The sequence below is a fragment of the Paraburkholderia strydomiana genome (assembly GCF_031456815.1).
In the GTDB taxonomy this organism is placed as follows: Bacteria; Pseudomonadota; Gammaproteobacteria; order Burkholderiales; family Burkholderiaceae; genus Paraburkholderia; species Paraburkholderia caledonica.
On the sequence record NZ_JAVDVL010000006.1, the window covers coordinates 32,336 to 53,736 of the forward strand.

The 21,401-nt window shown below is 60.5% G+C and carries 19 protein-coding genes and 1 tRNA gene; 7 read left to right on the forward strand and 13 right to left on the reverse strand.

What is annotated here, in order from left to right; genetic code table 11:
• Positions 1–1,640: 1,640 nt before the first annotated feature.
• From J2W46_RS17455 to J2W46_RS17485, 7 genes are all read right to left on the reverse strand, one after another.
• Positions 1,641–3,128, reverse strand: a complete 1,488-nt coding sequence (locus J2W46_RS17455; RefSeq protein WP_310355295.1) for a YfjI family protein — start codon at positions 3,126–3,128, stop codon at positions 1,641–1,643.
• Positions 3,129–3,312: 184 nt separating this feature from the next.
• Positions 3,313–4,011, reverse strand: a complete 699-nt coding sequence (locus tag J2W46_RS17460; RefSeq protein WP_310355296.1) for a hypothetical protein — start codon at positions 4,009–4,011, stop codon at positions 3,313–3,315.
• 521 nt (positions 4,012–4,532) lie between these two features.
• Positions 4,533–4,608, reverse strand: a tRNA-Ala gene (locus J2W46_RS17465).
• Positions 4,609–4,671: 63 nt separating this feature from the next.
• Positions 4,672–5,022, reverse strand: coding sequence for a c-type cytochrome (locus J2W46_RS17470; protein ID WP_310355297.1), 351 nt, complete (start codon positions 5,020–5,022; stop codon positions 4,672–4,674).
• On the reverse strand, positions 5,019–5,810 hold the full coding sequence (locus J2W46_RS17475; protein WP_087751703.1) for a BON domain-containing protein: 792 nt from the start codon (positions 5,808–5,810) through the stop codon (positions 5,019–5,021). The genes J2W46_RS17470 and J2W46_RS17475 overlap by 4 nt, the downstream gene beginning before the upstream one ends.
• Positions 5,811–5,835: 25 nt before the next feature.
• Positions 5,836–6,423: a phosphoheptose isomerase gene (locus J2W46_RS17480; RefSeq protein ID WP_020067187.1), complete on the reverse strand. Its 588-nt coding sequence runs from the start codon at positions 6,421–6,423 to the stop codon at positions 5,836–5,838.
• 238 nt (positions 6,424–6,661) lie between these two features.
• Positions 6,662–7,171: a YraN family protein gene (locus J2W46_RS17485; RefSeq protein WP_310355298.1), complete on the reverse strand. Its 510-nt coding sequence runs from the start codon at positions 7,169–7,171 to the stop codon at positions 6,662–6,664.
• Between J2W46_RS17485 and rsmI the strand changes: the two genes are divergently transcribed.
• The gene (rsmI, locus tag J2W46_RS17490) at positions 7,170–8,048 is read left to right on the forward strand and encodes a 16S rRNA (cytidine(1402)-2'-O)-methyltransferase (RefSeq protein WP_020067189.1); all 879 of its coding nucleotides are present in this window, start codon (positions 7,170–7,172) and stop codon (positions 8,046–8,048) included. The genes J2W46_RS17485 and rsmI overlap by 2 nt on opposite strands.
• A gap of 136 nt (positions 8,049–8,184) precedes the next feature.
• On the opposite strand, the gene J2W46_RS17495 is transcribed toward rsmI, so the two are convergent.
• Entirely contained in the window at positions 8,185–8,790 is a 606-nt protein-coding gene (locus J2W46_RS17495) for a septal ring lytic transglycosylase RlpA family protein (RefSeq protein WP_374726843.1), read from the reverse strand.
• Positions 8,791–9,434: 644 nt separating this feature from the next.
• Here J2W46_RS17495 and J2W46_RS17500 point away from each other — a divergent pair.
• The 3 genes from J2W46_RS17500 (at position 9,435) to J2W46_RS17510 (ending at position 11,254) form a co-directional block, all read left to right on the forward strand.
• The gene (locus tag J2W46_RS17500) at positions 9,435–10,079 is read left to right on the forward strand and encodes an MBL fold metallo-hydrolase (protein ID WP_310355300.1); all 645 of its coding nucleotides are present in this window, start codon (positions 9,435–9,437) and stop codon (positions 10,077–10,079) included.
• Positions 10,076–10,705, forward strand: a complete 630-nt coding sequence (locus tag J2W46_RS17505) for a 3'-5' exonuclease family protein (RefSeq protein ID WP_020067193.1) — start codon at positions 10,076–10,078, stop codon at positions 10,703–10,705. Before J2W46_RS17500 ends, J2W46_RS17505 begins: the two co-directional genes overlap by 4 nt.
• A gap of 90 nt (positions 10,706–10,795) precedes the next feature.
• Complete coding sequence (locus tag J2W46_RS17510) at positions 10,796–11,254, forward strand: Lrp/AsnC family transcriptional regulator (protein WP_006050474.1); 459 nt, start codon at positions 10,796–10,798, stop codon at positions 11,252–11,254.
• Between the two features lie 150 nt (positions 11,255–11,404).
• Here the strand turns inward: J2W46_RS17510 and J2W46_RS17515 are convergent, their stop codons facing one another.
• From J2W46_RS17515 to J2W46_RS17525, 3 genes are all read right to left on the reverse strand, one after another.
• A complete protein-coding gene (locus J2W46_RS17515; RefSeq protein WP_310355301.1) occupies positions 11,405–12,643 on the reverse strand; it encodes a cation diffusion facilitator family transporter in 1,239 nt (412 codons plus the stop codon).
• Between the two features lie 297 nt (positions 12,644–12,940).
• Positions 12,941–13,243 (reverse strand): H-NS histone family protein, encoded by a 303-nt coding sequence (locus tag J2W46_RS17520; RefSeq protein WP_020067195.1) that lies wholly within the window; start codon positions 13,241–13,243, stop codon positions 12,941–12,943.
• Between the two features lie 397 nt (positions 13,244–13,640).
• A complete protein-coding gene (locus tag J2W46_RS17525) occupies positions 13,641–14,303 on the reverse strand; it encodes a HugZ family pyridoxamine 5'-phosphate oxidase (protein WP_310355302.1) in 663 nt (220 codons plus the stop codon).
• Positions 14,304–14,537: 234 nt separating this feature from the next.
• Between J2W46_RS17525 and J2W46_RS17530 the strand changes: the two genes are divergently transcribed.
• Positions 14,538–15,749, forward strand: a complete 1,212-nt coding sequence (locus tag J2W46_RS17530; protein ID WP_027804492.1) for an MFS transporter — start codon at positions 14,538–14,540, stop codon at positions 15,747–15,749.
• Positions 15,750–15,854: 105 nt separating this feature from the next.
• On the opposite strand, the gene J2W46_RS17535 is transcribed toward J2W46_RS17530, so the two are convergent.
• On the reverse strand, positions 15,855–17,000 hold the full coding sequence (locus tag J2W46_RS17535; protein WP_020067198.1) for a branched-chain amino acid ABC transporter substrate-binding protein: 1,146 nt from the start codon (positions 16,998–17,000) through the stop codon (positions 15,855–15,857).
• Positions 17,001–17,444: 444 nt separating this feature from the next.
• On the reverse strand, positions 17,445–18,545 hold the full coding sequence (locus J2W46_RS17540; RefSeq protein ID WP_310355303.1) for an NAD(P)H-dependent flavin oxidoreductase: 1,101 nt from the start codon (positions 18,543–18,545) through the stop codon (positions 17,445–17,447).
• 305 nt (positions 18,546–18,850) lie between these two features.
• Between J2W46_RS17540 and J2W46_RS17545 the strand changes: the two genes are divergently transcribed.
• Positions 18,851–19,549 carry a dienelactone hydrolase family protein gene (locus tag J2W46_RS17545; protein ID WP_087751730.1) on the forward strand — a complete coding sequence of 233 codons (699 nt, stop codon included), beginning with the start codon at positions 18,851–18,853 and terminating at the stop codon, positions 19,547–19,549.
• 207 nt (positions 19,550–19,756) lie between these two features.
• Entirely contained in the window at positions 19,757–21,295 is a 1,539-nt protein-coding gene (locus tag J2W46_RS17550; protein ID WP_310355567.1) for an amidase, read from the forward strand.
• The last annotated feature ends 106 nt before the right edge of the window (positions 21,296–21,401 follow it).

Consider the following 21,401-nt stretch of genomic DNA (forward strand, 5'->3'; position numbering starts at 1 on the left):
ATCCACCGATGACCCATCGTCAGGGTGCGCAATCTCGCCGCCGGCTTGATCCCCACGATCTGGGCGCGATCCTTCGCAAAGTACTGACTGACGTAACCGGTGAGCATCGTGGCCTGTGTCAAAACACTGCAATCCACCGCGTCGCCGGGACATCCTCTCTGACACCGTGTCCAGGTAATATTGCTCGGTGCGTGATACTGCTAGGTGAAGACAGCATTGTCGTCACCTTCGTAAGTCGGATGCTATATCTTGCTTGCGAAACAATCAGTTTGCGTGGCATGGATTAAGTCCCCGTATTCCTGTCCCTGCCGGGCTCGGTGCCCATCAGGATCGGCACGCAGATCGCCTCTCTAAAGAAAGTATCCCGGGATTGGCCTCCGGCCAAGTCCCGGTTGATCGAGTTTATATCCACCTCCGGCAGAAGCCTGCGGTTGCTATAAACTCTAAAAAAGTGCTGGCGAGGGGTTGTAAATGCCCCTCGCCAGTTAAGAAGGGAAGAGATTATATTCGCCTGACGGCTACTATAATCTCTTTAATAGATCGCTTCGCTCCGCTCGCTCACTATCACACAAACCCCTCCGTAGGTTCCCCTCACGCAATGTGCGTGAGAGAGAAGGTGATGCAACTGCATCGCCCGACCTATATGATAGGTATCTGTTACGATAAAAATCTACTTCGAAACACAAATTCCTTCTGTACAGACTATCAGGCGTGAGCGCCCTATCGTCTGGACAGAAAGAATTCGTTGTGTGCTGCGACAATTCCTTTGAAGGGAAAATCACTGATACTGCCTGAATATTGCTCGCACAATGACATCGCGAGCTATGCGCCATTGAAAGCGCGCACATTACCATGAGGCGACGGCAATCACCTGCATCCGAGGCCGAGCGGCAGGCTATGCACCAAATCAGCATATAGCGCCGCGCCGCTTCCTAGCCGCACCGGTGGCCGTACCCGATCGTCACGGGCCGGCTGGAAGAGGCATATTGGGGCGGCATCAGTGTTGTTGACGTCACCCTCATGGCGCGTGTCACGAGATTGGCGCTGCCCAAGGAGGCCCGTCGTCTTGCGATGACGATCAAGCCCGCTTAGTCGCTTGCTGTGCGGCTGCCTTTCGTCGCCCCGTGAATCCGGCGTCGGTTTGATTCGAAGCAACTGTTCGTCCTCCGCGAAGAAGGTCGCGGCGTCTTAGCTCATCAGCTCGAGCATTTGCGGCCAGATTTGTCGCAGATCCACTGAACACGATCTCCAAAGCGACGAGCAGACACACTCCGACTTCGGGTACTCGACTGTTCGGCATTGTCGTATCAGGATGAGAGTGGCATAGGTAGCCTCACAGCGATCTCGAAGCTAACGTAGATGAGCTACGATTCGAGAGATTTATGCGGCTAGTCGCACGAATCGCGTGAATCGCATGGCTCAAAATGCGTTTCCTAGTGCACGCAAGGCGGCTCTAGGCCTTTGCGTTCGAGTGGCCGCCGGCCCCGCCGTCGTGCCAGATCGATGTAAGCATCGCGTACCTTACCTGCACGGAGTTGACACGAATTGGGCCGAAAAGAGGCAATTGATTCCGGAATAACAACGGGGACCATCGTCCCCGCCGAGCCATTTGTTTTTTGCTAAGGATTCGTCGAACTCGATTACACCCCGGAATAAATTAACTTTTGCCCAAAATACTCTGGATTTAGCTCGATATAGCGCTGCCGATTCACTCCAGTAGATTCCCGCACACGACCCTGAATGCTCAAGTAATTTAACGCAACGTTGAATCTACTTACCGGACGAACTGGCCCGCTCCTGAGAACATCATTTTTTGGCGCAGCGGTCATTCCTCTAATCCAATACACGCGATGAAGGTAATCTTCGAGTGTCTCGGCATCGAGCACACCTTGCGGCACTGCATATTGCGCCGATGAGAAGACGCGCTTGAACTCATGCAAGTGCCACTCGACGACTCGACCAGCGCGGATCAGCGTGTCTACCGAAATCTTGCCTTCCTGCCTCGAGAATTTATGGAACAGCGCAGCAATACGTCCAACGATTTCCATATACTTTGAGGCGAAATCCTTGATATCGCTCAAGTACTGCAACGGCTGCAACTGGGCTTCTATCTCGTTCGACACTCTTATCCATTTCTCGCGTGCGTCATCGTCAAATTCCAGTACTTGTGGTTCAAGATTTTGGTTCTCGCGTCGACGATGGTATTCATCCATCAGTTCGACCATACGCGCGTGAAATTTGGGGAGATGCTCCCACACCGGATCGTCGAAAGACGTGAAGCGGTAACCTTGCGTTGAAGCCGGCCACGCTACCAGATAGCGTGCCCAATGGCCCGAGCCACGGACCACCTTCCCACGGCGGTCGAGATACTCCTTCAGCACCTCCTCCTGCACCATGAAGGACACGGTACCTCGTGCGTTGTACGCGACGGTGCTCCCCGTCCTGCGATCAAATGAGATGACAGCCGCCGCGTCCCAGATCATGTTCAGCATGCCGACTTGGCGCATCGCGTCGCTACGCAGAATGATCTCGCCTTCATTGCTTAGCAGCGCGATCAACTCGCGATCGCCTTCAATCGCGTCCATGATGGCGCGACCTGTCATGTCCTGCCGGATCAGGCGCCGCAGACGCGGCCTTACGGGCTGCGCCTTGAGATGCCTGGCCAGCTCTTCACGAACCTGCTCGATGGGCTTGCCCTGCAAGATGGTCCGTCGGAGGCGAGCACGGATGCCCGATTCAACAGCATCATGGACTGCCTTTTCTGCGTGATATTCCACAATGTCATTCTCGTACTTCTTCGCGTGCAGAGCGTCGCGCTCGTGCACCGGCGCCATCACGAGATTGTCGGTTGCTGTCTTGCGCTCGCCGGAATCGGCAATTACCAGGCTGTTCAGCGACACCGGACGCACCTGCCCCGTCGGGAGCCGGACACTAATCAGGCCCATGCACGACACAGACAATCCCGTCAGGAAAGCAGCACCAACCATGGCATCCGGACCCTGGACATTGCGGACCACCTCTCCAGCAGCACGGCTCACAATAAGGTGAAAGGCCTCGAGCGGATATGGCGGCGGGCCGGGGGGCATATTGCCCTGGGCGGCTGGAACCGGCGAATTTGACTCATTCATATCGGAAGTCTTAGAAAACGTTGCACTGCACTGCCGCCAGCCTCTCCAAGCAATCGAGCCGTATGACGGCGAACAAGGGCAGCGCAAGGCAACAGCGCGCCCCGTGCCGCACTGCTGCTGGTCGCGAATGAAAAAGAGAGATGTGCGTCGTCGGCGTAGCGTCGCCCGATTGTCTTCCGGCGACTTACAGCTCGTGCCGCAACGCATGGGTATTAACTGATTCGCCGGTCGGGCTTGCCTTCGTAATGCGCTCGACCGCATCCAGCGGCCAGGCAAGCCGGCGATTCGGCAACCTGGTCGCTTTAACGCCGCAATAGTGACCGTTCTTCGAGCGCCCCTTCAGTATTGTCTGCGGTTCGACATCGAGCGCCGCCGCGAGCTCTTCGGTCGTCAGATGCTGCCGGTGGGGGTTGACCGTAAGTTTTTGCTGACCGGCATCGCCGGACGAAACGGACACGACAGCGACACGGCGACTCGCCTTGAGTGTCCTTCGGTCGATTTCGTTGAGCTTGTTCAGAATCACTTCCAGAGGCTGCGCCGTCTTCGCTGCGTACAGCGCAACCTCGAACGGCACGTGGCTGCCCGGGTAGCCTGCCATATCCTTGAACACATCGATCCACTGGAAACGACATAGCCCTGCATAGCGCTCCTGGATCTGATCATCCACGCACCACGCGATGAATTCCAGCGGCGTCACATGCGTCGGGTAGTTGTCCCGATCCTCGCACCAGTCTCTCCACTGCTCCAGAATCTTGCCAGCCTCGTAGAAGGGTTTATTGGCAACACCCAGGATCGGCGTGCCGTCCAAAGCAATGCCGCCGTCAGCCGGAATCTCTGTGCAGTCAGACGGGGGATGAATGCCAGCGAGAAGCAGCGCGCCCATCACGGGCGTCCAGCTCTCCATGTCGAGGTAGTGGCGGAAAGTCTCGTGTAGCTTCACACTGAAGTCGATCAGTTCCCGTGGCGTCTTCGTTTGCACCGTGTGGTTCCCCGTTCCGTTCTTGCGATCCGTTGTCGATCATTTTTCCCACGTGAGGATGCCCCCGCCGATCGTTCCGAGAATTCTATCGCGACGAAGTCCGTCACCGAACGGCCTGCGAGAGCACAAGGGGTACGGCGCGAACAAAACTTACATCAGAATCAAGTCCGGGCGCAAAGCCGCCATGCAGCGGCGATCGTCGCGTTGTCCATCGTGCGCCAGTGTTGCCAACCGTGCTCGCCGACTACGCCGGCCGAAGCGCCAGATCAAACGAAGCAGGCAACATGCTGATGCCCAGCAGCGAGGAGAGCAACACATGGATCGACATGGACCGGGCCGGATCAAATCCAGTTACACAGCAATTACACAGCCCGCAGAAACAGAAAAGGGTTACAGGCCAATCACCTGTAACCCTTTGATACTCTTGGTGGAGAGGAAGGGGATCGAACCCTCGACCTTCGCATTGCGAACGCGACGCTCTCCCAGCTGAGCTACCCCCCCAACGTGCAAATTATTCTAGCACAGGCATTTTCCGTTTTGCCAAGCCGCCAACCCGGCAAAAACTCACTTCGAAGGCGCCCCAGCAAGCACCCAATCGACCACCGCGCGAATATCCGTATCGCTCATCGACTGATGCGCGGGCATCGGAATCATGCCCCACACACCCGAGCCGCCGTCCTTCACCTTGCGCGCCAACTTCGCAGGAGCCTGCGCGTCGCCTTTGTATCTGGCGGCGATCTGCTGGAACGACGGACCGACCAGTTTGCGATCCACGGCATGGCATCCCATGCAGGCATTGGCGTTAGCGACCCGCTGGCCGCTCGGCATATCGGCCGCGTAGGCCGTCGATACAACCAAGCTCGCCGCCCCGAACATCAAAGAAGCGATAACAACGCCAACAACCCCGAGCTTCATTGCGGCGCCTTAGGATTGCCAGGATGCACCGCGTTCGAGTTCGTGACCGGTGCCGGCGCCTGCTGCTCGAGCGGCCTCGCGCTAACCGACGAGTCAGGAATCGTTCCAACCGTCGCCGCGGCAGCGTCCGGCTGCGACGCGGCAACAGGCGCTGTCGCCGCAGCCGCATTTGCCGCCGCTGCCTCTTGCGGCTGGATGTACTGGAATACCTTCACCACCTGCGTGACGCCCGGCACCCGGCTCGCGACGTCCGCGCCGCGATTGCCTTCGTCCATCGTGACGAGGCCCATCAGATACACGGAACCGCGCTCGGCGACGACCTTGAAATCGTTCGCCGAAATATCCTTCTCGGCGATCAGCGCGGTTTTCACGCGCGTCTCAAGATACGTGTCGTTCGTGCGCGAGGAGAATGAACTCGCCGGCATGATCGTGAGTTCGTTGACGATCGTATTCACGTTGTTCAAACCACGCACGATACTCTCGGCGCGCTGCTTGGACGCATCCCCTGCCACTTCGCCGGTCAGCAGCACGCGGCGGTTGAACACCGTCACGTTGACGTGCGCCGAATCCGGCAGATTCTGACTGATCTGCGAAAGCGCCTTCACCTGGATCTCGCGGTCCTCGGTCTGCGCGCCGATTGTGCGCCGGTCGGTCGCCATCAACGCGCCGCCGCCCGCCGCGCCCGCAACGGCGAGAAAACAACCTTGCAACGTCGCGGACAACCCCGCCGCAAACCCAACCACCAGCACGGTTCTCACCAGTGTCTTCTTGACGCGGAATACGCTCATCAACTAGCTCTCCTTCGGATCAATCTCAGTCTTCGCCCAGCAACATGGCATCGATGCCGTCGCATAGACAATGGATGGTCAGCAAATGCACTTCCTGGATGCGCGCGGTGCGATCTGACGGCACGCACACGTGGATGTCGGTATCGCTCAATACTTCCTGCATGCGTCCGCCGCCCTTTCCACTCAACGCGACGACAATCATCTCGCGCTCGTGCGCGGCTTCGATTGCAGCAATCACATTCGCGGAATTGCCCGACGTGCTGATCGCGAGCAGGACATCGCCCGGCTGGCCCAATGCCCACACCTGCTTCGAGTAAATCTGCTCGAACGAATAATCGTTAGCGATGGCGGTGAGCACCGACGTATCGGTACTAAGTGCGACGGCCGGCAAGCCAGGCCTCTCGCGTTCAAAGCGGCCAATCAATTCAGCGGCAAAATGCTGCGCGTCCGCCGCGGAACCGCCATTGCCGCACGCAAGAATACGGTTGCCATTGGCAAGCGCGGCAAACATCGTGTCGATTGCTGCGGCAATCGGCATCGACAAGGTTTCCAAAGCTTCGAGTTTGACTGCCGCGCTATCGCGGAAGTGTTGTTGAATGCGTTCGACTGACATCGAGTCTCTATCTTCTACCGCGAGTAAGCCGCGACATGCGGCCGTGTTGTGAAGTTGTATGAATGAAGTCTTGCTGCAAGCAATAGCGCTCCACCGACCTTTGAGCGCAACGAACCGTGTGCGTTTCGACACCTCGCAAAATGCGCTGTGAAGCACGCTGAAATCTCACCATTTCGCCCCGTAGCTCGCACGCGAGCGCAAGTTTATCGCACTAACCCATGTTCTCCGCGCAATTGCGTCACACTTCGTCGGCGCGGAAAGCATCGCGTAACCAGACGAGGCGCCCCGCTTCGAACGCAATGACGTCGAAGCGGCAAGCAGGCTGATCCCGCGAATCCGAACGCTGAGTCGCAAGATAGTGCTGCGCGGCGCGCACGATTCGTTGCCGCTTCTGCCAACCGATGCTCGCAGCCGCGCCGCCATATTTGCGTTCCGCGCGCGCACGAACTTCGACGAATACAAGCGCGCCGTCGCGCTCGCGCATCACGAGATCGATTTCCCCGCCGCGGCAAGACACATTGCGCGCCACGAACCGCAAACGCTGACGCTGCAAAAACTCCTGCGCACGCAACTCGAACGCCGCGCCGACGAGTTTGGACCCCGCCTGTCCGGAAAAGTTGTTCGTTATGGCGACGCTTGCGTTCGGCTTCTTCGTCGCCGCGTCGGCATTCCTCTCGCCGGCCGGAACGCGCGGCGCTGCGTGGCACAATGACGGCCTCATTCCGTCCGTTTGCGTTTTCTGCCTCATGACTCCTCTCTCTGAACTCGCGCAAGGACAGCAGTACCCCGCCGCCGCGCTGTATGTGGTGGCCACGCCGATCGGCAACGTCGCCGACATCACGCTGCGCGCGCTGCATGTGCTCGGACTCGTGGATCGCATCGCCGCGGAAGACACGCGCAACACCGGTCAGTTGCTCGCGCGCTATGGCATTTCGAAGCCGCTCATCGCGGTTCATCAACATAACGAGCGAGCCGCCGCGCAACGCATCGTCGAGCATTTGCAAGCAGGCGAGCGCGTCGCTTATGTGTCCGACGCGGGCACACCCGGCATCTCCGATCCGGGCGCAAAGCTCGTCGACGCAGCTCGCGAAGCGGGCTTCGCAGTGATTCCGCTGCCGGGCGCGAGTGCACTTGCCACCGCGCTGAGTGCGGCGGGGGATTGGGTCTCGACGTTCTCGTTCCTCGGCTTCCTTCCGCCGAAACCTAAAGCCCGCGCCGCCGCGCTGCAAACGCTCGCGCAGCATCCGCACGCGATGGTCTTTTACGAAGCGCCGCACCGCATCGTAGAAACAGTGCAGGCTTTGGCCGATGCATGGGGCGGCGAGCGCAAGCTGCTCATCGCGCGAGAACTGACGAAGTTACACGAAGCCTTGCATTGCGGCACCCTGGCCGAAGCGCCAACGTGGCTCGCCGCCGATCCAAACCGCCAACGCGGTGAGTTCGTACTGGTGGTCGAAGGCGCGCAGCAGGAAACGGCCGGCGAGCACGATCACGACGCGTTGCTCGAGATGTTGCTGGAGGAGTTGACGGTGAGCAGCGCGGCCAGGATCGCGGCGTCGATCACCGGCGCGTCGCGCAACGCGCTGTACACGCGCGCACTGGCGCTCAAGAAAGAAGACGATTGAGAGAAACGGCAGCGCCTGACACGCAGCAGCAAAGATCAAACAAAAAGGGCCGCCCATATACATGAGCGGCCCTTCTTTTTTCTGCAGGCGGACGTAGTTCGCCATACCGACCGACGCAAACAGCGCCCTGCGCCTATTACTTCTGCGCGATCGAACCCGAATCGGACGCCAGCGTTTCGTCACGCGCCTGGCGCGCTTCGTCCTGCGTCACACCTTCGATTTTCACGCGCGCGGTGCCCGCGTGGCGCATATCGAGAACATTCGCTGCCGCCATCGACAGATCGATCACGCGGCCGCGAGCGTACGGGCCGCGGTCGTTGATCCGGACGACGACGGAACGCGAAGTGGCGGGATTCGTCACTCGCACATACGAGCCGAGCGGCAACGTGCGATGCGCGGCGGTCAGCGCGTGCATGTCGTAACGCTCGCCGTTGGCGGTGCGGCGGCCATGAAAGCCGCGGCCGTACCAGGAGGCGCGTCCGGTCTGATGAAAGTCCGAAGCACCGGTACCGTCATCCGAAAGAGGCTTTGCATCGGCCAGCGATGGCCCTTGCGCGGCAGCATCGGCGGACGCCGGCGCGCTGCCGTAGGCTTGCGGTCCGAAAGACGCAGCTTGCGTGTTCTTTGTGCGGAGCGGCACGGCGCTTGCGACACTGTTGTCGACGCCGGGCGGCGTGGCGCAACCGGCCAGCACAAAAAAGGCAAAAAGTGTCCCCAGACTACGGGATAACCGAGTTTTCATAAGACGTGCAATCAAATTGTCGAGCCGCATCACGCGTAGTTGAGCGTGTTGCCTGCGACTCCGGCGGCAAAGGACGACAACGCGCCGCGCAGACGAGCGCAGAACGTCAAAGCCCGGATGCGGCTCATTCAGCCGCTACCGCACGGTTAATTTTCACGTCTGGCGCAACCTGTCCCCGGCAGCCTGACCAGACCCCACATGCCGCCATCGAACGTGGCAAACACGTTCTTGCGCGCGAGACTCAGCGTGCAGGAACGGCGGCGTAGGCCCCACCCAGCGTCACGACCGTAAGAGTCATAGCAGGCGCGTGGCGCCTGGCTGGGCAAGACGTGTGCATCGAAAGCTCGATACCTGATGGCCGTCCAAAACCGCGACAGCCCATACTTGAGTGGCGATCCGCGCTCCTATTTGTGATAGGGACGCATCGCCTTGTGGCAGCACGATTCCTCGTGCATGGGGTCCATTATACCCAAAACAGAATTCTGTGTTGCTAAGCGACTGAAAACCTTGATGAATCTTCACCATTGCTGCAAGAATGAGCAGACGAAACGCTGCGCCGCAAGCATTCGCGGGCGCCGGCGAACGTCGGCGCGGCGCGTCGAGACGCCGGTACAATCAACGTTTTCCCCGCGGCGCCGTCAATCATGAAAGTCACTTTGATCCCCGTCACGCCGTTCCAGCAAAACAGCTCGTTGCTCGTTTGTGAGGCAACCGGGCGCGCGGCCGTCGTCGATCCGGGCGGCGATCTGGACGTCATTCAGGCTGAGATCGCGCGCCAGAACGTGAGCGTCGAGAAAGTCTTCCTGACGCACGGTCACATCGACCACTGCGCAGGTGCAAAGACACTTGCCACGCATTACGGAGTGCCGATTGAAGGCCCGCATCCTGACGAACGCTTCTGGCTCGACAAACTGCCCGATCAAAGCACGCGGTTCGGCTTTCCGGCAGCCGATGCATTCGAGCCCGATCGTTGGCTCGACAATGGCGACACCGTGCAATTCGGCGACGAGTCGCTCGAGGTCTATCACTGCCCCGGGCATACGCCCGGCCACGTCGTGTTCTTTAGCCGTGCGCATCGGCTAGCGCTGGTCGGCGACGTGCTGTTCGCGGGTTCGATCGGCCGCACGGATTTTCCGCGCGGCAATCATGCGGATCTGGTGCGCTCGATTCGCGAAAAGCTCTGGCCGCTCGGCGACGACGTCACCTTTGTCCCGGGCCACGGTCCGACGTCGACTTTCGGCGCGGAGCGGCGCAGCAATCCCTATGTTGCCGACGGAGTCGTCGCATGAGCAGCGAAATCTATGTCAGCACCGACGTCGAAGCGGACGGTCCGATTCCCGGTCCGCATTCGATGCTGAGCTTCGCGTCGGCGGCCTATACGGAAGACAAGCAACTCATCGCCACGTTCTCCGCGAATCTGGAGTTGCTCGAAGGCGCCGCGCCGCATCCCGTGCAAGAAGCGTGGTGGAAGACGCAGCCGGAAGCCTGGGCAGCGTGCCGAAAGGACTTGCAGCGTCCGGAGGCCGCGCTCGCGGCGTATGTCGACTGGGTCGAGGCGCTGCCCGGCAAACCGGTGTTCGTCGCGATGCCGGCCGGCTTCGACTTCACCTACATGTTCTGGTACATGATGCGCTTTGTCGGCCGTTGCCCGTTCTCGTGGTCGGCGCTCGACATCAAGACACTCGCGTTCGCAATGACCGGCTTGCCGTATCGCAAGAACATCAAGCCGCGCTTTCCGAAACACTGGTTCGACGAACATCCGCATACCCATGTGGCGCTAGACGACGCTATCGAGCAGGGCGCGCTTTTCTGCAACATGCTGAAGGATCTGCGCGCAATGCAGGCGGCAGGCTCGGCGGCCGGCGTAGAAGGGGACGCGTCAGGACAAAATCCCGCTGAGGAACCGGCAAATTAGGTAATCTCCCTCGCTCAGGCCGTTTTGCATTGCGTTTCGTTTTCGCGCCCTCTACCATGCGGTGATACGGCGACGCCAACGGAGGCGCAGTTGACACTCGATACGTTCTCTCAGAAAATCCTGCGCCTTTTGCAGCTAGATGCACGCCGCTCGGTGCAAGAAATATCCGACCAGGTCGGTCTGTCGAGCACGCCTTGCTGGCGGCGCATCAAGGACATGGAGCAATCGGGCGTGATCCAGCGCTACACGGCGCTGCTGGATCGCGAGAAGCTGGGACTGCACGTGTGCGCGCTCGCGCACATTCACCTCACGCGTCATACCGAAGGCGGCGTCGAACAGTTCGAGCGGGAAATCGCCACTTGCCCGGAAGTGACCGAGTGCTACAGCACCACCGGCGAGTCCGATTACATCCTCAAGATCGTCGCACCGGACATCAAGGCGTACGACACGTTCCTTCACGAACGCATCTTCAAGATTCCAGCGGTTGCTCAGGTACGCACGAGCGTCGTGCTGCGCGAAATCAAATTCGATACGCAACTACCGCTGTGATATGCGCGGACGTGCGCTGAGGTTCGCTGTGTTGGATAGCCGCGGGCTGTTTAGTTGCAGCACAAACCGGTGCGGCTGCGTGCGGTGGCTCGTTCAACGAGGCTTGCAACGGCATTCGACGCGTCGCGTCGAGTTGCATCCTCTCGCGCCTTAGCTGGTGCCGTGCGGGACCGTGCTCTTGTGACGATCCGCACCCGCGCCGGCCTGCGTCGGCGAACCGCTTTGCGCCGACGGCGTGTCGACTTCGCGCAGTAAATCGAGCTTGCGCGCGCCAAGGCGGCGCTTGAGCGCGGCGAGGTCAACACGTTCAAGCGCCCCCATGCTTTCGCTGTTGTCATGGCGCAAGGATTGTGCGGGCAATACGACTTCGACGTCGAGCCCGGTGCTCAGATAATGAATGTTGACCGCCGCGGCCTTGAGGCCGCCCGTCGCCAATGCCGCGTTCACGTCGGCAACGATCCGCTCGCGCGAAGGCAACCCGACCGGCGGATGCGCGACCGCATCGTTCTCGGGATCGACGTGGATCAGCGCGTCGAGCACACGGTTGTCGCTCAACACACGCAAACGTGCACTCTCTGCGATGTAATGCCCTTCGGACACCGAGATCAGCGGATCGACCAGAATATGTGCGTCGACCAGCGCGAAGTCGCCCATTTTTCGCGTTCGTAGTTCGTGGACGTCGCGCACGCCCGGCGTCGACAGCAACAGTGCGCGCATGTCGGCAGTGGCGGCTTCGTCCAGCGCGCGGTCCGACAGATCCTGCAGCGCGTCCCACCCGAACATCCAGCCCATACGCGCTACCATGAAACCGACGATTGCGGCGGCGATGGGATCGAGCAACCGCACGCCGGCGAGACTGCCGAGAATACCGAGCGCGACCACCAGCGACGACGCCGCGTCCGAGCGCGCATGCCACGCGTTCGCAATCAGCATGGCCGAGCGCACGCGCTGCGCCTCGCGCAGCATGTAGCGGAACAGTCCTTCTTTGGAAAAGAGCACGAGCACTGCCACGAACAGAGCGCTCAGATGAACGGCCGGAATGTTGTCGAGATCGGCGAGGCGAGTGCCGGCACGCCACAACATGCCGACGCCGACTGCAATGAGCAGCGCGCCAAGAAATAACGAAGCGACCGTTTCGTAACGGCTATGCCCGTAATTGTGATCCGCATCCGGCTTTGCGCCGCTGTGCCGATTGGCAAACAGCACGACAAAATCTGAAATCAGATCGGCAAGAGAATGGATGCCGTCGGCCACGAGTGCCTGTGAGTGCGCGAACACGCCGATGGCGATTTGCAGCGCCATCAATACGGCATTCAGCGCAATACTGACAAACGTACTTTTGCGCGCGACGCGGTGTTTCTCGGCGGACTCAACGGCGGCGGAGGGCATCTTGAAGAAAGCAGGAGTTCAATGCCTACATTCTACCCGCCGGGCCTTCTTAAACTGCGTTGACTCGAAAAACATCCATAAAAATCAGCTGCTTATCAAAACGAAAACTATTCGCATTCCAATTACGCGAAGTAGGCGCGTGCGGCAACTTTGGATGGTTTAGGCGCGACAATGAAAAGGTCGCGTTCCGAACAACACGCGACCTTTCATGACGAGGCAGCAGCGCTCGCGCGACCGGCTCGTATTCGTATTACATTTAATGGGGCAGCCATTTACATCTGAGTAATTCCGAGGGAATTACTTTTGAATCAGAAACTTCTCACGATCGAGACCGGCAATCCACCGCGGCGGTTTGCCGCGTCCGGACCACGTGCTGCCGGATTCCGGGTCACGATATTTCGGTGCAACGCCAGCGCGCGGACGCGCGGCTTTGGCGCCTTTAGGTGCCCGGCCGCCGCCCAGTTCGCTAAGCGAGATGCCGTAGTCGGCCATTTTCTGTTTGATTTCGTTCAGCACTTCCGCGTATTCGCGCGACTTAGCCTCTTCGATCTGCTTTTCAAGCTTCTCTCGCTGCGCGAGTAGTTCCTTGTAGGAAGACATAGGTTCCCTTGTGGTTTGAATTAACGACTGCCAGTCTTAAGCCAGCTTGCCCTTTGAAGGTGTTCATGCCTCGGAATTTGAACGCGAGATTAACACAAAATAGAAAGACTACAAATGCATCGGCGTGAAACTAATACTTCTTCGTTTCAAAAACTTTCCGTTTGGCGCGGTGTCCACGTGTTCCCTTTCATTTGGCTATGTCCGCATTTTGCAGCGGAAGGCCTTGTCGTGTCGGTAATTATGGGATTAATTATCAGCAGATGAAAATTAAGATACGTTTCAACGGCCGAACATGTCATTTCATGAAAGCTTTGATATGAGACCACGTAACATATTGCGATAGAACTTTTCCGCCGTCTTTTCTGCGATAAGGTCTTTGGCAATCGGCAATAAACGCCTAATCTGTTTGTCTCCTCATGCAATCTTCTAGCGCCGCGTGCAAGGTTTCCCGATCTGGCATTCCGCTGTCGAATGGAAAACGTTTGCGAAGCCCGTCTTTTCTTAAATCAGCGCCATACCGGTCCACGCCGATGAGCTGATAACCGGATCGGTTAAAAAACGCATCGGTGAATTCACCTATGAAAGCCTCTTCCTGATCGGATTCCAGCGCGGGCAGCGGGTCCAGTTCGTCGCCGCCAAGCCACCCCATCGCACCGAACCCGCCGATATAGCGCAGGCGGTCGAGCGTCATGGTCCAGAACGTAAAGTCGCCGAGAACGAGGTAGCGCTCCGCGTCAGGGTGATAGCGCAGATAGCGCGCGACGAGTTCCGGCGCCGGATCGACCGGTTCAAACGTTCCCAGCAAGGTGACGCGCTGACCATTGAGTACGTCGCCGTCGGGCGCGTCGACGACGAGAAAGCCGGCCCGCGGGTCCGCATGCAGGTTGTGCGTATGCTCGGCGAGCCGACTTATCAGAATCGTAGGCCGGTGGCGCGCGTCTGGCGCGAATGGCAGCACGGACGGATAAGGGAAACCTTCCGGCTGGCGAGCGTGCGTCGCGAGGGTACCGACGGCGGAGGTATGCAGCAGGTGCAATGGCGCTTGTGCGGGAATGTTCAATTGCTTTCCTTGTTGAATGATCTCTTCTCGCCGGAGACTTTAAAGCGCAGTTGCGCGGGGACGCCTAGAGCTATCGCCCGCCGCCGGCGCGAGCGCTTGCAGTCGGCGCCGATCGCCTCCAGACGCAATCTTTCATGGTCTTGAGCGCTTCAAGCATAAGACAGCGTGCCTGGTTAGAATCGGAAATTCGCTTTCAGTGCGCTTTCTCCCAGCATCTTTCTCCACGAGACTTCCGTGTCCGACCGCTCTCCCGACTTCGCCGCCATCCCCGCCGCTCACCGAGACCTGTCCTACACAGTTCGTCAGCGAGCCCGCATTGCGACCATGGCAGTGTTTTTCATCGCCGGGATGGTGTACGGGTCGTGGGGTGTGCACGTGCCAACCGTGCGCGACCGTTTCCAGCTTAGTCCAGCATTGCTGTCGCTGGCGCTTCTCGCCGTCGCCGGCGGCTCGATCGGCGCGATGGCCGCCAATGCGTCGTGGATCGCCCGTGTCGGCACACGCCGCGCCTGCCTGACCGGCGGCCTCGTGATGGCGGTCTGCGCCGCATTGATCCTGGTGGTGCCGTATTACTGGCTTTTGCTGATCGTGCTGGCAACGTTCGGCGCGGGCATGGCCACGCTCGATGTCGCCATGAACGCTGAGGCCAGCGCCGTTGAGAAAGCGTTGGGCAAGCCGATCATGTCGTCGTTGCACGGCATGTTCAGCGTCGGCGGGATGTTCGGTGCGGCGGCGGGCGGCGCGCTGCTCGCGCACGGCATGGCGCCGGCCGTGCATCTGGCGTTGGCGGCCACCGTCAGCGCACTGGTGCTGATCGCCGCGTGTCCGGCAGTGTTACCGCATGTACCGCACGACGATCATCCGGATTCCGCGACGCCGCGCGCTAACCGTTGGCGCTCGCCGGCGTTGTGGGCGCTCGGCACCATGGCGCTCGTCGCGCTGATCGCAGAAGGCGCAATGTACGACTGGGCGACCGTCTATATGCGCGACGTCGTCCTCGCCACGCCCGCGCTCGCGAGCGCTGCGTATGCCGCGTTTTCCGGCGGCATGGCGGCGGCCCGTTTTGCCGGCGACGCCGTGCGCGCACGCTTCGGCGCTCCGCAACTAGTAATGGGCAGCGCAACGCTCGCGCTCGCAGGAATGATCGGCGCGCTCCTGCTGCCGACGCCGGTCGCCGCGCTAGTCGGCTTCACGTTGATGGGCCTCGGCTTGGCCAACATGATGCCAGTGCTGTTCGCGGCCGCGGCGAGCGTAAAGGGCATTCACGCAGCCGAAGGCCTCGCGCACGTCGCCGGGCTCGCGTATTTCGGGCTGCTGTTCGGGCCAGTGGTGATCGGTGCAGTCGCGCAGGTGACCAATCTGTCGATCGGGCTTTCCGTTGTCGCCGTGTGTTGTGCGTTGATTGCGTTCGCGGGCCCGAAAGTACTGCGACGCCTGAAAATCTAGCAACAACGCGCGGCATCAAAAGAAAAGGCACGCGACCTGACGGTACGCGTGCCTTTTTTAATCATGCGTTCACGGGCAGCGCAAGCTGCCCGCGTACATGCGCTCTTACATCTTCACCACGTCGAGCAGCGTCTTCTTGCCCGACTTGTAGTTGTACAGCGAGATCACGCCGTGCTTCAGGTCGCCCTTCGAATCGAAGGTCGTCTGGCCGATCACACCCTTGTAGTCGGTGTTCGGCATTGCAGCCAGGATCTTCGCCGGATCGGTCGAGCCAGCGCGCTTCATTGCGTCGACGATGATGTACACCGCGTCATACGTGAACGGAGCGTAAATCTGGATCGGCTGGCCGAAACGCTTCAGATACTTTGCCTGGAACGCCGGGCCGCCTTCCATCTTCTCGAGCGCCATACCGGCTTCCGAGCAGACGATGTTGTCGGTTGCGTCGCCGGCCAGATCGGACAGCTTGTCGGTACACACGCCGTCGCCTGCCAGCACCTTCGCACGCAGGCCGAGCTGCTTGGCTTGCTTCGCGAACGGGCCGCCGGTTGCGTCCATACCGCCGTACATGATGGCGTCAGGATTCTCACCCTTGATCTTCGTCAGAATTGCGCGGAAGTCCACAGCCTTGTCGTTCGTCGCGTCATGCGACATCACGTTCAGACCCAGCGACTTTGCGGTCTTTTCGAATTCGTTCGCGAGACCCTGGCCATAAGCGGTCGAGTCGTCGACGATCGCGACGCTCTTCACTTTCAGACCCTTGGCTGCGTAGTTAGCCAGTGCCGGACCTTGTTGCGCATCGGTTGCGACGACGCGGTACGTCGTCTTGAAACCTTGTTGCGTGTAGGCCGGGTTCGTTGCCGACGGCGAGATCTGCACGATGCCTGCATCGCTGTAGATCTTCGAAGCCGGAATCGACGTGCCCGAGTTCAGGTGGCCGACCACTGCGACGACTTTATCGTCGACCAGCTTCTGCGCGACCTGCGTAGCAGTACGCGGGTCGGCTGCGTCGTCTTGTGCGTCGAGTTGCAGCGTGATTTTCTGGCCGCCAATCGTCAGGCCCTTCGCGTTGATTTCTTCAACCGCGAGGCGAGCGCCGTTTTCGTTGTCTTTCCCCAGGTGAGCGATACCGCCAGTCAACGGTGCAACGTGACCGATCTTGACGACCGTGTCAGCCGCAGCCGATGTTGCCAACGTCGCGAACAGCATCGCCGCAGCGCTGATCGGCAACAGCTTTTGAATCTTGATGTTCATGTAAGTCTCCAGTTTCGGTCCCAAAAACAACGTAATCGCCCTGTGCCCCCGCTTCCCCTACACGTGTCGCTCAGTCCCGTGGACGACCACGCCGGTTGCATCGTTCATGCACTTGGCCAGCACGTTCGCCGGACTGTTTGTGGCAGGCGGCGACCCGTACTTGCGCGCAAGTGTAGGCTATCAAATTAATTTGTGGGACTTTTTTGAGGAAGTGGGATGAACACTAATAGCGTTTATCCAACAGCGACCGTTTCCGGCTTGCATGGCGGGCCGGAGAACTCCAGCCCATGCGGGTTTCCGCTATGTAAAGCGTTCATTGAGGAACCCGGCCTCAAGCTTTTAGCGGGTTAAACCGTTAATGGTTCGAATAAGTTTCGAGCGGCTTTTGATTGTGAAAACGACGTGCATCGCAAGCGGGGGCGATGCACGCCTGACTCATGCCGATCAGCGCCCGAATGCCGCGATACGCGCGCTTGCCGCACGCCATTCCTGCTCGAGTTGCTCCATCAGTTCAGCAGCGCCGAAGTCTTCGCGTCGCGCACGGCCCAACGGTGCGCCCTGCCCCGACCACAGCGACAGATAGTCGCCGTTCTGCGCGCAGGCGGCTGTTTGACGCAACTCTTGCGTCAATGCGTTCTGCACCGGATACGGCGCGATGTTCTGCGGCGTATCGCTCAAACGCTGCATCAGCGGATTACGTATGCCGCGGGCATGCCGGCCTGTGATTGCACGCGTCACTGAAGTCGATGTGTCCGTGATCGAACGCAGCCGCTCTTTCCATGCCTGCGGTATCGCGCTCTCGCGGCTCGTCAAAAACGCGGTGCCCATCACGGCGGCTTGTGCGCCGAGCGCAAGCGCGGCGACGATCCCACGTCCGTCCATGATGCCGCCTGCAGCCAGCACCGGCAGCCCGGTTGCATCGACGAGTTGCGGTACGAGCGCCATCGTGCCGACCAGCGCTTCTTCAAATGAGCCGATGAACGTACCGCGATGCGCGCCTGCCTCCGATCCTTGCGCGGCGATTGCGTCGGCGCCGGCGTCACGCCACGCGACACCTTCGGCGACGTGCGTCGCAGTGCCGATTACATATTGACCGTTGGCATGAAGCCGCGCGACGTCCTCGCTCGACAGCACCCCGAAAGTGAAGCTGACCACCGGCACGCGCGACTCGATCAGCGCCTCGAGTTGCGCGCGAAAATCGGGCGCATAGCGTTCGAGCGGCCGGCCCGGCGGCAAGCCGAGATCCGCGCGCACCGGGTCGATTGCTTCGAGCGCGCGGCGCACTGTGGAGTCGTCCGGCGAGGCCGGTTCCAGTACAAACAGATTGACGCCGAACGGACGATCGGTGAGCGCGCGAATCGCCGCGACATCGGTTGCAATCTTCTCCGGCGACAGCGCCGCGCCCGCCAGCGTCCCCAGGCCGCCAATATTCGATACTGCGGCCACCAGCTCCGGCGTGGTCGCGCCCGCCATCGGCGCCTGGACGACCGGCACCCGCATTTCAAAACGCTCGGCAAACGGCGTCACAAAATTGACTTCACCCATGATCGATTCTCCTTCGCGCGACCCGCTCTTCATTACGGCAAACCACTACCGTGGACTCTACCGGCACCACGCGCAACGGAAAAATGAATTATCGAGAACGTTTCAATCGCCTTACGAGATTGCCTTCCGAAGGCGCGTCGCCCGAACTCCCGAAGGCTGCGCGCAAGGCTGCCGGACCCCTGACTGCAGCGGCTTTCGTTTGATGGCAAACTGACCGCCCGCTTCAGGCATTCGAGCCTCTTGCGTTGACCTGGACTCAATCCGCAGACTCACCTCGTGCGCAACGCGCGACTATGGAGAACATCATGAGCACCACTTCCCGATGGATCGACATCCCTGCCGGCAACGACACGTTCGGCGGCTATCTGGCGTTGCCCAAAGGCGGCAAGGGACCGGCCGTCATCATCATCCAGGAAATTTTCGGCGTGAACAGCCATATTCGTTCGGTCGCCGATCAGTACGCGCAAGACGGATATATCGCGCTCGCCCCGGACGTGTTCTGGCGGGTGCAGCCGCGCGTCGAGTTGACGTATGAAGGCGCCGACCGCGCAAAGGGCATCGAACTGATGCAAAAGCTCGACGCGAACGAGGCCGCCGACGACATCGGCGCCGCTGCCGCGGCACTGCGCGCGATGCCCGAAGTCACCGGCAAGATCGCCGCCATCGGCTTCTGCTTCGGCGGACGCCTTGCATATATGGCGGCGGCGCGAGGCAGCGTGGACGCCGCAGTCGCCTATTACGGCGGCGGCATCCAGAACCAGCTCGACGAAGCCGCAAAGATCAAGGTGCCGATGCAGTTTCACTACGGCGAACTCGACGAGCACATTCCGCTGTCGGCCGTCGGACAGATTCAGGAGCGCTTCGCGGGTCGCACGGATACCGAATTCCACATCTATCCGAATGCCGATCACGGCTTCAACTGCTGGGACCGTGCGTCGTATAACCAGCGCGCTTCGGCGCTCGCACATGGCCGCACGCTGACGTTCCTCGGCGAGCGTGCTTAAGTCAAGCCAATAGTCGGCACGATACGCGCGGCTTTTCACGTCTGCGCGTAAGTCGGCTACCCTGTCAAGAACGGCGCGTCGCCAGCGCGCCGTCTTCTTTTGTGCGCGTTCATGAGCGGCTCGAATATCGCGGCGCCCTGTTTGCCGCAGCCGCTGGCGCGCATGAATATCCGGTATTCAACATTCGGCAACGAGGGCTCTTCCGTCGTGCTATCAGACTATCTTGCCCATGACGCCATCGGCCTCGCCGAACTGGTGCGAACTCGTGAAGCGAGCGCGCGCGAGCTGATCGACACAGCGATCTCGCGCACCGAAGCGGTCAATCCCGCGATCAACGCGATCGTGCTGAAGGACTATGACGCGGCCCGCGAACGCGCGTCGCGTTACGACGCAAGCATGACAAACGGAGCGAATCCCGCAGACACCGGCAGCAACGGAACGACGCCGAGCGCGCAGACTGCGCTCGCCGGTGTGCCGTATCTGATCAAGGATCTCGGCGCTCCCGTTGCAGGACTGCGCATGACAATGGGCAGCCGCCACTACCGTCATTTCATTCCCGGCGACGACGCGCCAGTCGTCGCGCTTGCCAAGGCCGCAGGGATGAACATCTTCGGCAAGACGAGCACTTCCGAGCTGGGCCAGATGCCTTATACGGAGCCCGAACTGTTTGGCGCATGCCGCAATCCGTGGAATCTCGACCATACGCCGGGCGGCTCCAGCGGCGGGGCGGCAGCGGCAGTCGCCGCCGGAATCGTGCCGCTTGCGCACGCGTCGGACGGCGGCGGTTCAATCCGCATTCCTGCATCGTGCTGCGGCCTCTTTGGACTGAAGCCGTCGCGCGGACGCGTGCCGCGCATGCCTGCTGCGGTCACGGCCGGCGAACTCGGCATCGATCACGGCGTATCGCGCAGCGTGCGCGACAGCGCGGTGTTGCTCGACCTTCTTGCGGGTAACGCCGACCGTCCGCTCGGCGCGCCCGGTACGTTTCTCGGCGCGAGCCGCGAGCCGTGCAAGCCGCTGAACATCGCTTACGTCACCGAGCCGATGCTCGCGCCGTCCCTCTCCGCCGATGCGCGCGCCGCACTGGATGACGCCGCGCAACTCGCAAGTTCGCTTGGCCATAACATCGAGCCGATTTCGCTTGGCATCGATTTCGCGGCTGTCAGACACGCATTTCTCACACTCTGGTCCGTCACCGCGGAAGATCTCGTGCTGAACGCCGAGCGCATCACCGGGCGCAAACCGCTGCGCGACGAGTTCGAAATCTCGACGTGGGTGATGGCGCACGTGGGCCGCAAGCTCGGTGAACGCGGCTTGCCCGCTGCGCTCGAAGAACAGCGCCGCATCACCGAACGTTTGACGGGTCTGCTGCAGCGTTACGACGTGATTCTGTGCGCGACGCTTGCGAGCGCGCCAATCAAGATCGGCGAGATGCAGCCAACTTCGACCGAACGCATGCAAATGCGCGCCGTCAGCGCGATGCCGCTTGAGCCGCTGCTAAAGAAGCTGCTTGCCGAAGCGTCGAATAAAGCATTTGCGTGGGCAGGCTGCACGGAGTTGTTCAATCTGAGCGGCCAGCCGGCTATGTCGATACCGCTTTACTGGAATGCACGTGGGCTCCCGGTGGGCGTGCAGTTCGCCGCGCGCGACGGTGGAGAAGCGACGCTGTTGCGCCTCGCCGCGCAACTGGAAGCGGCGCGTCCCTGGTTCGACAAACGGCCGCCGCTTATCAAGGCGCGCAGCTAGGTGACGCAGTTGCTATTCGACTCGGGCTCAGCAGCTTTGACGCGCCCGGCGTTGGGGTGAGCCGCGTGAAGAGCGCCAACGCCATGCGGAAATCGCACCTCCGGAA

Coding starts and splice junctions, on each gene's coding strand:
- J2W46_RS17475 (WP_087751703.1), bottom strand. CDS start 5,810: ATGAGCGTATTCCGCGTCAAGAAGACACTGGTGAGAACCGTGCTGGTG.
- J2W46_RS17520 (WP_020067195.1), bottom strand. CDS start 13,243: ATGTCTTCCTACAAGGAACTACTCGCGCAGCGAGAGAAGCTTGAAAAG.
- J2W46_RS17470 (WP_310355297.1), bottom strand. CDS start 5,022: ATGAAGCTCGGGGTTGTTGGCGTTGTTATCGCTTCTTTGATGTTCGGG.
- J2W46_RS17500 (WP_310355300.1), top strand. CDS start 9,435: ATGAAAGTCACTTTGATCCCCGTCACGCCGTTCCAGCAAAACAGCTCG.
- J2W46_RS17515 (WP_310355301.1), bottom strand. CDS start 12,643: ATGCCCTCCGCCGCCGTTGAGTCCGCCGAGAAACACCGCGTCGCGCGC.
- J2W46_RS17495 (WP_374726843.1), bottom strand. CDS start 8,790: ATGAAAACTCGGTTATCCCGTAGTCTGGGGACACTTTTTGCCTTTTTT.
- J2W46_RS17485 (WP_310355298.1), bottom strand. CDS start 7,171: ATGAGGCAGAAAACGCAAACGGACGGAATGAGGCCGTCATTGTGCCAC.
- J2W46_RS17540 (WP_310355303.1), bottom strand. CDS start 18,545: ATGGGTGAAGTCAATTTTGTGACGCCGTTTGCCGAGCGTTTTGAAATG.
- J2W46_RS17535 (WP_020067198.1), bottom strand. CDS start 17,000: ATGAACATCAAGATTCAAAAGCTGTTGCCGATCAGCGCTGCGGCGATG.
- J2W46_RS17460 (WP_310355296.1), bottom strand. CDS start 4,011: ATGGGCGCGCTGCTTCTCGCTGGCATTCATCCCCCGTCTGACTGCACA.
- J2W46_RS17505 (WP_020067193.1), top strand. CDS start 10,076: ATGAGCAGCGAAATCTATGTCAGCACCGACGTCGAAGCGGACGGTCCG.
- rsmI (WP_020067189.1), top strand. CDS start 7,170: ATGACTCCTCTCTCTGAACTCGCGCAAGGACAGCAGTACCCCGCCGCC.
- J2W46_RS17455 (WP_310355295.1), bottom strand. CDS start 3,128: ATGAATGAGTCAAATTCGCCGGTTCCAGCCGCCCAGGGCAATATGCCC.
- J2W46_RS17545 (WP_087751730.1), top strand. CDS start 18,851: ATGAGCACCACTTCCCGATGGATCGACATCCCTGCCGGCAACGACACG.
- J2W46_RS17480 (WP_020067187.1), bottom strand. CDS start 6,423: ATGTCAGTCGAACGCATTCAACAACACTTCCGCGATAGCGCGGCAGTC.